The organism is Flavobacterium sp. GW823-FHT04A11 (assembly GCF_058796535.1).
On sequence record NZ_CM179503.1, the window covers coordinates 661,696 to 673,908 of the forward strand.

At 33.6% G+C, this 12,213-nt stretch carries 9 protein-coding genes; 5 read left to right on the plus strand and 4 right to left on the minus strand.

All coding sequences use genetic code 11. The annotated features are described in order from the left end of the window. Positions 1-88 precede the first annotated feature (88 nt). Positions 89-1,165, plus strand: coding sequence for a glycosyltransferase (locus AC3QL1_RS03005; protein WP_492494970.1), 1,077 nt, complete (start codon positions 89-91; stop codon positions 1,163-1,165). Here AC3QL1_RS03005 and AC3QL1_RS03010 read toward each other — a convergent pair. From AC3QL1_RS03010 to AC3QL1_RS03020, 3 genes are all read right to left on the minus strand, one after another. Next, positions 1,162-2,457, minus strand: a complete 1,296-nt coding sequence (locus AC3QL1_RS03010; RefSeq protein WP_492494972.1) for a porin — start codon at positions 2,455-2,457, stop codon at positions 1,162-1,164. The two genes, AC3QL1_RS03005 and AC3QL1_RS03010, sit on opposite strands and share 4 nt — an antisense overlap. A 161-nt stretch (positions 2,458-2,618) precedes the next feature. Then, positions 2,619-3,704: a sensor histidine kinase gene (locus tag AC3QL1_RS03015; RefSeq protein WP_492494974.1), complete on the minus strand. Its 1,086-nt coding sequence runs from the start codon at positions 3,702-3,704 to the stop codon at positions 2,619-2,621. 226 nt (positions 3,705-3,930) lie between these two features. Next, positions 3,931-4,614 carry a response regulator transcription factor gene (locus tag AC3QL1_RS03020; protein ID WP_026983516.1) on the minus strand — a complete coding sequence of 228 codons (684 nt, stop codon included), beginning with the start codon at positions 4,612-4,614 and terminating at the stop codon, positions 3,931-3,933. A 230-nt stretch (positions 4,615-4,844) separates the two neighbouring features. On the opposite strand from AC3QL1_RS03020, the gene AC3QL1_RS03025 reads away from it, so the two are divergent. The 4 genes from AC3QL1_RS03025 (at position 4,845) to AC3QL1_RS03040 (ending at position 10,626) form a co-directional block, all read left to right on the plus strand. Beyond that, complete coding sequence (locus AC3QL1_RS03025; protein ID WP_492494976.1) at positions 4,845-7,667, plus strand: TonB-dependent receptor; 2,823 nt, start codon at positions 4,845-4,847, stop codon at positions 7,665-7,667. Positions 7,668-7,862: 195 nt separating this feature from the next. Beyond that, on the plus strand, positions 7,863-9,050 hold the full coding sequence (locus tag AC3QL1_RS03030; RefSeq protein ID WP_492494978.1) for a beta-helix domain-containing protein: 1,188 nt from the start codon (positions 7,863-7,865) through the stop codon (positions 9,048-9,050). Positions 9,051-9,158: 108 nt separating this feature from the next. Then, complete coding sequence (locus AC3QL1_RS03035; protein WP_492494980.1) at positions 9,159-9,503, plus strand: T9SS type A sorting domain-containing protein; 345 nt, start codon at positions 9,159-9,161, stop codon at positions 9,501-9,503. A gap of 142 nt (positions 9,504-9,645) precedes the next feature. Further along, positions 9,646-10,626, plus strand: a complete 981-nt coding sequence (locus AC3QL1_RS03040; RefSeq protein ID WP_492494982.1) for a LuxE/PaaK family acyltransferase — start codon at positions 9,646-9,648, stop codon at positions 10,624-10,626. A gap of 77 nt (positions 10,627-10,703) precedes the next feature. Here AC3QL1_RS03040 and tyrS read toward each other — a convergent pair whose 3' ends face one another. After that, positions 10,704-11,999: a tyrosine--tRNA ligase gene (gene tyrS, locus AC3QL1_RS03045; protein WP_492494983.1), complete on the minus strand. Its 1,296-nt coding sequence runs from the start codon at positions 11,997-11,999 to the stop codon at positions 10,704-10,706. Between the last annotated feature and the right edge of the window lie 214 nt (positions 12,000-12,213).

Genomic DNA, 12,213 nt, shown 5'->3' on the forward strand with positions numbered 1-12,213 from the left:
AATAAAATATAGAGTTAATAATTTAGTAATATCTCCGAAATAGCAGAAAAGACTTATTTATATATCTTCGTCAAAAAGCAAACATAATATGAGTATTGAATATTCTGCAAACAAAACTATTTTAGTCGCACCGTTAAACTGGGGATTAGGGCACGCCACAAGATGCATCCCGATTATAAAAGCTCTTCAGGAAAATAACTTCATTCCGATAATAGCTTCTGACGGTATTGCGCTTGCTTTGTTAAGAAAAGAATTCCCTTATGTTCAAACTCTTGAATTGCCATCGTATCATATTGAATATGCTAAAAATGGTAAAAATTTTAAATGGAAGCTGATTAAAAACCTGCCGAAAATGATTACTGCCATTCGCGATGAAAAAAGAATGGTAAAATCGTGGGTTAAAAAACACGGTATTGACGGTATTATTTCGGACAACAGACTAGGTGTTTTCAGTAAAAAAATTCCATCGGTTTTTATAACGCATCAACTGAATGTGATGACGGGAAATACGACTTGGTTTACAAGTAAATGTCATCAGCATATTATAAAAAAATACGATGAATGCTGGGTTCCCGACACTAATGAAGAGGTAAATCTTACCGGAGATTTAGGTCATTTAAAAACCGATGAACTGGACTTAAAATATATTGGGCCTTTGAGCAGAATGCGAAAAAAGGAAACGCCAAAAGTATATGATTTAATGATTATTCTTTCCGGACCAGAACCTCAACGTACATATCTGGAACAAAAATTAGAAAAGGAAATCGTGAATTACGAGGGAAAAGTGGTTTTTGTAAAAGGTGTAGTCGAAAAAGACCAGACCAAACGAGAATCAGGAAATGTTACGCATTACAATTTCATGAATTCTAAACAGTTGGAACAGACTTTTAACGAAAGTGAATTGGTTTTATGCCGTTCCGGTTATACTACTGTTATGGATTTGGCTAAATTGGGTAAAAAAGCTTTTTTTATTCCAACACCCGGACAATACGAACAGGAATATTTAGCGATAAAACTGCAGGATGAAAATTTGGTACCGTATGCGTTGCAAGACGACTTTACCATTGAAGATTTATCAAGAGTAAAGTCGTTTACAGGTTTTTCTCAGTTTCAGGATAACATCGACTGGGATTCGTTATTTTCTATATTTGAAGATAAAGTTTAGAAGTTAAACTGCGCTTGTAATCGCAACAAATTTCCTTGTTGTCTGTTGATTGGAAGCGCACTGTCTTCAAAAGTTCTGTCGGCAATCACGTATTCTGCTGTAAGTTCGAAGGCTTTTATTGGCTGCCATTCTATACCTAATTCATAATCTCTTACAACATAACTTCTGGCGTCTTTTTCATATTTTTTTCCTCCGTCATAATATTGAAATTTGGCAAAGGGATAAATATGCTGCTTTTTGACATCCAATTTGTAATTCAATAAGACATAACCACCGTTCAAATCGGTTTCATCAACTGTGTTTGTAAGTGTATTATAGCGAGGTCCTGTTCCTATATTATATTCTGTCTGGATTCCGAATGGCTTTGGATACAAAACAAAAGTCGCTCCTACTCTTTGGTCTTTTACATATTGCGGATCATTGACGATAACGCCGGTTGAAATTTCGCCTGTAAAAGCCCATTTTCCGGTATAAGCCTGAAGTCCAGGTTCTATAATCTGATTTCCGATAACAAACGGATATGTTACTCTTGCGACAACATTCAAATCTCTGTTTCCGTCTAATTTATTGGCAATTTGACCGTTGTAAACTCCAAAGGCAAATACTCCAAAGTCACCAGAACCTTTATAACCGTCTTTTACCAGCATGGCAAAACGCTCTCTGATTTCGGCCGGAGCCCAATAAAAAAATATTCCTAAATCACGTTCGTTTAATATAGCACTATTCATGGCATCATTTCGATCTAAAGCCAAACGCTGTGAACTGGATTGCATGTTTTCAAAACCATAAGGGATTTTACTTTGTCCCACACGTACGCGATATTCCTTTTTCTTATCAAAAGAAAGATCGAAATACAAATCCCTGATCTGAACGAAATTTTGAATTCCTGTACTTGGCGAACTGGCAAAATCAGGTTGAAAATAGAAAAACACATTGGGATGAACCTGTCCTGAAAACACTAAACGTGCCCGTCTAATAAAAAGTCCGTTGTTTGCTTTTGCATCCGGAGCTGTCGAAGTTGTTCCCCATGATTTATCACATTGTTCGCAGGAAACTTTATCGTTTGTAGAAAATAAACCGTTGTATCTTATTTGTGCATAACCTCTTAAAGAGATTCTGTCGTACCAGTGTTCGTCATTGCTAACACCCGATTTGGTATCCGGAAGTTTGGCTTTGTTGATAGAGTCAAGAAGACGAACTACTTCTTTTTTTACATCTTCTTTTGTTAACTCTTGCGCATTTGCAACACAAGTAATCAGCAATAAAATTGCAATTATGTTTCTTTTTATCATCTTTTTATAATGCGCTAAAATTCAAGATGCAAAGATGTATCACCTATGTTAAGAAATCATTAACAAGGCGTTACCAAAATAAGAAGATTTGTTTCGAAATGGTTATGCAAATATTATTCGGGTTTTCAGGCCCTATATATAGCGTATGATATTTATAAAGCTTACAATTTTTTAACCTCTGCTTTTTGCGTTTTATACGTTTTTTCGAGTGTAAAAGAGAACTCCGAACCAATTCCGAATTCACTTTCTACGTATACTTTTTCTTTGTGCGCTTCGATAATATGTTTTACGATGGCTAATCCTAAACCGGAACCGCCTTCAGATCGTGTTCCGCTTTTATCCACTCTGTAAAAACGCTCAAAAAGTCTTGGTATGTTTTGTTTTTCAACTCCTTCTCCGTTATCGCTAATTCGGATTAAAACTTTTTTCTTGGTTAGATTTACTACGCCTACTTCGGTTAAGCCTCCTTCTTTTCCGTATTTAATGGAGTTTACAATCAGATTTTCGAGTACTTGCTGAATCCTGTCCTGATCGCCACGAACAATAACCGATTTTACGTTTCTGCTTTCAAAAGCCAATTTTATTTTTTTCTTTTCGGCTTTCATTTCCAGCAAATCAAAAACATTCTGAATGAGTACTACAATATCAAAATCGGTCATATTCAAATCCAAATCGCCAGATTCGAGTTTGGTAATCATATCAAGATCTTCTACGATGTAAATCAATCGTTCTACACCTTTTTCGGCACGCTTTAAATATTTTTTTCGAATGTTTTTATCATCCATTGCGCCATCCAGCAAAGTCGAAACATAACCCTGAACGGTAAACAAAGGCGTTTTTAGTTCGTGCGAAACATTTCCTAAAAACTCTCTTCGGTATTGTTCTCTAATTTCGAGCATTTCGATTTCGAGTTTTTTATCAGTTGCAAACTTTTTCACTTCGCGCGAAAGCGTTTCCATGTCTGTCGTGATAGGCTGATTGATCAATGTTGTGGATTCTAATAACGAAACCTCATCGTATATTTTTTTTACTCTTCTGTAGATAAAACGTTCTACACGATATTGTAAAACCAAAAAGGAGAAAATGTAAATCGATATGATGAAAATTAATCCAAAGGCAATTTGATGTTTTAACTGCGCTTTATAAAATAATGACATTAAAATCAGTACAAATCCCGTTGCAAAAAGACTTATATATAATGCCGATTTTATGGCAAATTTGTATGTTTTTTTAAAATTAATTTTCATTGATAGTATTGAACCATTTAGATATTATTATTTTCACCATATAAGTGATATAAGCTCCTATAAAAGTAAAGCTTATTTCTATAATCTTCAAAAGTCAATCTTTATCAAATTAAATTTTGATAAAGATTGACTTTGAGTATAAAAGTACGGGCTATAATTTAATGTTAGATCTCAATCAAAATTACTTAGAATCTTAGAATCTTAGTCTCTTAGCATCTTAAAAAAATTAAACTTCAAATTTATATCCTACTCCTTTTATTGTTTTAAAAAGATCTTCTCCAATCTTTTCGCGTAACTTTCTGATGTGAACATCGATTGTTCTTCCTCCAACTACCACTTCGTTGCCCCAGACTTTATCAAGGATTTCGTCTCTTTTAAAAACTTTACCTGGTTTTGAAGCCAATAAGTAAAACAATTCGAATTCTTTTCTTGGCAATGCAATTTCTACATTTCCTTTTATGATCTTATATTCTTCCCGGTTAATCTCGATTCCGCCAACATTTAAAGTATCGCTAACGACTTCTTGTTCTTTTAACCTTCTTAACAAAGCCTTTACCTTGCTGACCAATAATTTTGGTTTTATTGGTTTGGTAATATAATCATCTGCACCTGCATCGAAACCAGCTACTTGCGAATAATCTTCACTTCTTGCTGTCAAAAATGTTATGATTACATTATTTAATTCTGGTATTTTTCTGATATGTTCACAAGCTTCCATACCGTCCATTTCTGCCATCATCACATCCATAATAATTAAATCCGGCAATTCTTTTTGAGCTTTTGCGATTGCATCTTTTCCGTTAGAAGCTGTTACAATCTGATACCCTTCCTGAGCAAGGTTATAGCCTACGATTTCTAAGATATCCGGTTCATCGTCGACCAATAAAATCTTGGTTTGAGTTTTTTTCATAAAATAGCAAAAATTGAGTTTTCTCATCAAATTTCATCCTAAAAAATCTGATGGTTTTTAATTGCGATGGTAAATATAATAATAAATCGACGGTTAAAAATCCGCGTTAACGGTAATTTAATCTCATAACAATTTGATAATCTACAGAACACAAAAACATAACAAGTGCGTAACATGAACTTTACAGGGCGGTTCTTTCTTTGCAAAAAAATAAATTAAACACAACTAAAATGAAATTCAATCTAAAATTTCTATTATTTACATTATTTATCTGCACGATTTCGATCGCTCAAAACAAAGGTACAATTTCTGGTACATTAACCGACAAAGAAATGAACAATGCACCTCTTCCTTTTGCAAATATTTTAATTAAAGGAACAAACATTAGTACTAACACTGACATTGACGGAAAATATTCAATTTCTGTAAACCCTGGAAATTATACTGTAATCCTAAGCTTTTTAGGATATGAATCTGTTGAAGTTCCTGCTACGGTAGAAGCTAACCAAACTGTAACTGTAAACAAGGCACTTTCTTCTGGAGCTGGTTATACTTTGAAGGATGTTGTGGTAAAGTCATCTTCTGTAAACAGAGAAAAAGAAACAGCTTTATTGTTAGATCAAAAAAATGCTGTTGTAATTAAACAAAGTATTGGTGCTCAGGAAATGTCAAGAAAAGGTGTTAATGATGTTGAAGAAGGTTTGACAAAAATTACCGGTATTTCAAAAGTAGGTTCAAGAGGTTTATTTGTTCGTGGTCTTGAAGACAGATACAACAATTTATTAATTAATGATCTTGCTGCCCCATCAAACAGTCCATTCACTAAAATAGTTTCTCTTGATTTGTTTCCAACAAACATTGTGGGGGTTATTGATGTTTATAAAACATTCAACCCTAATATCTATGGAGATTTTGCAGGTGGAACATTTAATATTCAAACTTCAAAGCCATCAAAAAGTATTACGAAAATAAATATTGGAGCAGGTTATACAACTGGAAACAGCTTTAAGGATTTCTTATTATCTACTGATGCAGATACAGCTGCAGGTTTTTTTGGATTTAATGGTAAAGACAGAGAGTTACCAAGTTTCCTTGGAGATAAAGCAACGAAACAAGTTTTCACAACAGATCAATCATTAAATTCAATAAATGGTAATAAAGGTTTTAATGTTAATAAAACAAAAGCTCCTTTAAATTCAAGTTTAAACTTATTGCACGCTGAGAAATTTAATTTAAGCGACGACCGTAATTTCTCTTACTTATTATCTATTAATTATGATAATAACTATGCGATTAGAGAAGGTGCTGAAAGAACTATGAATATAAATTCACCTTCAGTATATGCTAATAATTTTTTAACTACAGAGTACCGTTTTAAAACTACTACGTCTTCATTATTAGGATTAAACTATAATACAAATAGATTAAAATTAAATTTTAATACGTTATACATTAAGACAACTTTAAACTCAATAAAAGATCAATTTGGACAATCGGAAAGTACTCCTGCGATTAAAAATACTCTTATCCGTACCAATCAGTTAGAGAAAAGCGATTATTTAAACTTACAATTAGGTGGAGAATATGCTTTGACAGAAGACAAAAATCAAAACATAAAGGCTGGCGTTTCTTATGCTGATACAAAGTATGAGCAACCGGACAGAAAAGTTCTTTCTGGTACTTTACAAAGCGATGGTGTAATTAATACTGCTTACAACAATATCCTGCGTCAGTATTTAACTATAGATGGAAATTCATTTATTTCTGCTATGGCAGAATACAGTCTGAAATTCGGAAAAGGTACTGACAAACAAAATAAATTAACTATTGGTTATAATGGCAATATGTCTAAAATGGAATCTTCTTACCGATTTGTTGCTATTCAGGGTCCTAGTTTTGCATATGACTTAAATACCATTAACGATAAAATTGAAAGTGATCTTGTAACAAATTCGAATGTTTATTTTCAGGAAAACTCAAATACAACCTATAAAGTAAAACTTGACGAAAGTGCAAATGCCGGTTACACAAATTTACTTTTGAAATTTGCTGACAAATACGAAGTGAATGCAGGTGTTCGAGTTGAAAGTACCCTAAAAGAAACTCACTATAGAGGATTAGGAAGTTTTACTGATCCGTTTAAAATACTTAAATACGACAACTTGTATATTTTGCCTTCTTTGAATGTTAAATATCTTATGAACGAGAAATCAAACCTGCGTTTTGCGGCAAGTAAAACTTACACAAAACCAGTAATAATGGAATCGTTCCCTATCACCTATCAAAATGCTGATGGAACTGCAATACAGGGAAATTCTATATTAAAAAACAGTGATAACTATAATGTTGATTTAAAATACGAACTTTTTCCTAGTGCTAAAGAAATGTTTGCTGTTGGTGTATTTGGAAAATATATTGATAACCCAATTGAAAGAACATTTGTTACTAATGCTACATCAGGAACTATTACAACCTTCTTAAATTCTGACAGCGCTAATTTATATGGAGCAGAATTTGAATTCCTTTTAGGATTAGACAGAATCAGCGAAAGTTTATCTGCATTTTCATTTGGTCTTAACACAACAGTAATGGCTACAAAAGTAAATGTGAGTCCTACATATGATTCAATTGATGAAGATGGAGTAATTACTGCAGGACTTACTACACTTGAAACACACAAAGGTTCAAGAAATTTACAAGGAGCATCAAATTGGTTAGTAAACTCAGATTTAAAATATGAATTCAATTTAGCAAAAGACTGGACAAATACAATGTCTCTTGTATATGGCGTTTTCGGAAAAAGAATTTTTGCAGTAGGAACAAATGGTCAGGATCATACTTATGAATTACCTGTTTCACAGTTAGACCTTGTTTGGGGCAGCAAAATATCAGAACATTTTGATATTAAATTTACTGCAGATAACTTGTTAAATCCTGAAAGAAAACTTGAATTTGGAAACGAAGGAACTTTACCTTTTGCCGAACAATCACACTTAGCTAACAGCTACAAAAAAGGAGTTGGATTTTCTCTAAAATTAGGATACACTTTTTAAACTCATTTAACACATATAGTAATGAAAGCTCCAGATATCTGGAGCTTTTTTTGTTAGTTACTTTAACAAAACCCAGTTAACATTCTCTTAATATTATAATTGTTTTTTGGTAACTGTAAAGTAATATTCAGATAACACCTGAAAAAGATTTCCGTTCTAATTTTGATAAAAATAAAAACACATAATAACACAACTATGAAAACTAAATTTTTTGCTTTAGCTCTTGCTACGGGTTTATTTTTAAATTCTTGCTCAAGTAGTGATGATACAACTCCGGTTACTCCACCAGCAACAGGTGAAATCACGGGTACTATCACTGCAAACAAAACTTTTGCTTATGGTAACTACACTTTAAAAGGAATTGTAAAAATTAATGATGGTGTAACTGTAACTTTTGATGCAGGATCAACAATTACTATCGATAAAGCTACTGGAGACAACGCATTAGTTGTTCTAAAAGGTGGAAAATTAATTACTAACGGTACTGCTGATCAACCAGTTGTATTTACTGAAAAATCTAAAGTTCCTGGATCTTGGGGTGGAATTATTATTTACGGAAATGCTCCTGCACTTATTGCTGGCGGATTAACTACTGGTACTTCTGAAGATGGTAACAAAATTACTTATGGTGGAACAAATGCAACTGACAATAGTGGTTCATTATCATACACAAGAGTAGAATATGCAGGATCTAAATTAGCTGATGGTAATAAAGAAAACAATGGTTTTACTTTTTATTCAGTAGGTTCTGGAACAAAATTAGATCACTTAGTATCTTACAAAGGTGCTGATGACGGATTCGAATTCTTCGGAGGAACTGTAAGCATGACAAACGCTATTTCTTACGGAAACTGGGATGACTCATTTGACTGGCAAGATGGATGGCAAGGTACTGCTAATACAAACTGGTATGCTTACCAAACTGGAAAAGGTAACTACGGAATGGAAATCGAAGCTTCTGCAAATGATAATGCTTTCGGACCAAAAGTTTCTAACATTACTTTAAAAAGAGAAGCTGGTAACGTTCCTGAAGCAAATGACAACCAAGTTGATGCTTTTCAATTCAAAAGAGAAGGTAACGGAGAATACAGCAACATCGTGATTGATGGTTATGGTAACTTCACTTTTAATGGAACTACATATAATGGAAGCGCTGTTAGTATCTTAGATGCTGCAACCAATACTCACCAGGTAAATACAGGAAAAATTAAACTTTTGAATGTGAAAATCTCTAACACAACAAATGTTACTCCAATCGCAGGTGTACCTGATTTTACAGTAACTTTCCCTGTAGCAAATTTCGTAACTAGTACTACAGCTACTGGAGCTGTTTTAACTACTGGCGCTTGGGCTACTGTTGACGGTGTAAGCTTAATCAAATAAGAATACAACATATATAAATGTTAAAAACATCCTAAATATTTAGGATGTTTTTTTTTGGCGTCATTTTTGTAATTTTTTTTGTATATTTACATTAATCAAAATAAAGCGATGGCAAAAAACTACTTTTATATTATACTCTTATTGGCTTTTTTCTTTACTACTATAACAGCATCAGCGCAGGATAATAGTAAGCAATTACCAAAACCTCAAGACGGTTCTACCATTGAGGGGCTTAGCTTGTACCCTAATCCTGTTACAAATGGCAAAGTTTATATAACATCTAAAAACGATTTAGAAAAAGAAATTATTGTCTTTGATGTACTGGGGAAAAAAGTCCTACAAGGACATTTATCTACCAGAGAACTTAACGTTGCAGATTTAGCTCCTGGCGTTTATATCATAAAAATAAGTGAAGAAAATGCCTCTGCAACCCGAAAACTTATCATTAGGTAAAAGGCATAAAATATATTTAAAAGCTCCAATTAACATTGGGGCTTTTTTATTGCCTATTTTGGCTATAGTCGGACAGACCGAAAACTGCGACTGAAAACTGAAAACTATTTACATTTATACTTACCTTTGCACAAAAAAAGTTTTGATCACAGCCAGCGATATATTTACGATTTCGAGTCAGAAACAATTTGAAAAAATAGCATTAAAAGTGTTTCGTTTTCAACACGAGAATAATCCTGTATATCGTGATTTCTGCGATTTTTTAAAAGTAAATCCGCAACAGGTAAAATCATTGGAGCAAATTCCGTTTTTACCTATTCAGTTTTTTAAAAGCCACAATGTGGTTTCCAATAACGATCCGGCTCAGGTTACTTTTACCAGCAGTGGAACAACCGGAATGATTACCAGCAGACATTTAGTGACCGATGTTTCCCTATATGAGGAAAGTTACCGCAACGGATTTTCGCAATTCTACGGCAATATCGAAGATTATGTCGTTTTAGCGCTTTTGCCGTCATATCTCGAACGCGATGGGTCTTCGCTTATTTATATGGTCGAAGACTTAATAAAACTATCCAATCAGCCTGAAAGCGGCTTTTATTTACACAATCATGACGACTTAATTAAAAAGCTGACTTCTTTGGATGAATCCGGTCAAAATGTGATTTTAATTGGTGTTACTTATGCCTTATTAGATTTAATCGAAAAACATCAGTTCAAGCTTCAAAATACCATTATTATGGAAACCGGAGGAATGAAAGGAAAACGCAAAGAAATGATTCGCGAAGAACTTCACGAACAGCTTTGCAAAGGTTTTGGCGTTTCTGCCATTCATTCAGAATATGGAATGACAGAACTTTTAGCGCAGGCGTATTCTTTAGGCGAAGGAGTTTTCGAATGTCCTTCCTGGATGCATATTTTAGTGCGTGATCCCGAAGACGCGCTCACTTACGTGAAAGACGGAAAAACAGGCGGAATAAACGTTATTGATTTAGCCAACATCAATTCGTGCTCTTTCATCGCGACTCAGGATTTAGGCAAAAAAAATCCCAACAACTCTTTCGAGGTATTGGGACGTTTTGATAATTCTGATATTCGTGGTTGTAATTTGATGGTTCTTTAATGTTGAATCGTTGATTTGTTAAATCGTTTAATCGTTTTTTTATTTATTAACGATTAAACAATTAACCGATTAAACAATTAAACCACTCTAATCACAAAATAATTCTTCTTCCCGCTTTGCAATAACACAAATTGATTATTAATCAAATCATTTGCCGTTAATACAAAATCTTCTTTAATTTTTTCTCTGTTTACAGAAATTGAATTTGCCGTTAAAGCGCGTCTTGCTTCTCCGTTTGATTTAAAGAAACCTGTTTTTTCGTTTAAAACAGCAACAATATCCAATCCGCTTTCTAAATCTGCTTTTGCGATTTCAGCTTGCGGAACGCCATCAAAAACTTCTAAAAAAGTCGCTTCATCCAATTGTTTCAAATCTTCTGCAGTAGAATTTCCAAATAAGATATTCGAAGCCTGAATTGCTTTTTCCAGCTCTTCTTTGCTATGAACAAAAATCGTGATTTCTTCAGCTAATTTCTTTTGTAAAACTCTTAAATGTGGTGCCGCCTGATGTTCTGCAATTAAAGCATCAATTGTTTCTTTATCTAAGAAAGTAAAGATTTTGATATATTTTTCAGCGTCAACATCTGTAGCGTTTACCCAAAACTGGTAAAATTTATAAACCGAAGTTTTATCAGCATCCAGCCAAACATTTCCACCTTCAGATTTTCCGAATTTAGAACCGTCAGCTTTTGTAATTAATGGCGTTGTTAACGCAAATGCCTTTGCACTTTCTCCTCCCATTCTGCGAACTAATTCTGTACCAGTGGTAATATTTCCCCATTGGTCAGAACCTCCCATTTGCAAAAGACAGTTGTTGTTTTTATATAAATGATAAAAATCGTAACCCTGAATTAACTGGTATGTAAATTCGGTAAAAGACATTCCTTCTCCTTCTCCACTCAATCTTTTCTTTACAGAATCTTTCGCCATCATATAATTTACCGTGATACGTTTTCCAACTTCACGTGCAAAATCAATAAACGAGAATTCTTTCATCCAGTCATAGTTATTCACCATAACCGGAGCATTTTTATCAGTCGAATTAAAGTCTAAGAAACGAGATAAAACACTTTTGATTCCGGCAACATTTTTAGCCAAAGTTTCTTCGTTCAGCAAATTTCTTTCATCAGATTTTCCGGATGGATCACCAATCATTCCGGTTGCACCACCTACTAAAGCGATAGGCTGATGACCAAAATTCTTTAAATGAACCAATAAAATAATCTGAACCATACTACCAATATGTAGTGAATCTGCCGTTGGATCAAAACCTATATAAGCCGTCGTTACTTCTTTCAGCAATTGTTCTTCCGTTCCTGGCATGCTATCATGATATAACCCGCGCCACTTTAATTCTTCAACTAGATTCTTCATTTTTTAAAATAATTTGTGCAAATATAATTAATTCCTTTAGTGTTACGGTAGAAATTGCTTTTCTAAAACAATTCAATTTTTAAGTCTTGAAATAATCTAAAAAATACTATATATATAATCAACTAAACATCAGCTTATTGAAAAAATACTTAATTAAATAAATAAAAATTACGGGAACCCGTAAAGATCACCATTCTCTTTTTTCTAGTTTTGT

Excerpts from the sequence above, each read along its gene's own strand:
- AC3QL1_RS03020 (WP_026983516.1), bottom strand. The coding sequence starts at position 4,614 with ATGAAAAAAACTCAAACCAAGATTTTATTGGTCGACGATGAACCGGAT.
- tyrS (WP_492494983.1), bottom strand. The coding sequence starts at position 11,999 with ATGAAGAATCTAGTTGAAGAATTAAAGTGGCGCGGGTTATATCATGAT.
- AC3QL1_RS03005 (WP_492494970.1), top strand. The coding sequence starts at position 89 with ATGAGTATTGAATATTCTGCAAACAAAACTATTTTAGTCGCACCGTTA.
- AC3QL1_RS03010 (WP_492494972.1), bottom strand. The coding sequence starts at position 2,457 with ATGATAAAAAGAAACATAATTGCAATTTTATTGCTGATTACTTGTGTT.
- AC3QL1_RS03030 (WP_492494978.1), top strand. The coding sequence starts at position 7,863 with ATGAAAACTAAATTTTTTGCTTTAGCTCTTGCTACGGGTTTATTTTTA.
- AC3QL1_RS03015 (WP_492494974.1), bottom strand. The coding sequence starts at position 3,704 with ATGAAAATTAATTTTAAAAAAACATACAAATTTGCCATAAAATCGGCA.
- AC3QL1_RS03025 (WP_492494976.1), top strand. The coding sequence starts at position 4,845 with ATGAAATTCAATCTAAAATTTCTATTATTTACATTATTTATCTGCACG.
- AC3QL1_RS03035 (WP_492494980.1), top strand. The coding sequence starts at position 9,159 with ATGGCAAAAAACTACTTTTATATTATACTCTTATTGGCTTTTTTCTTT.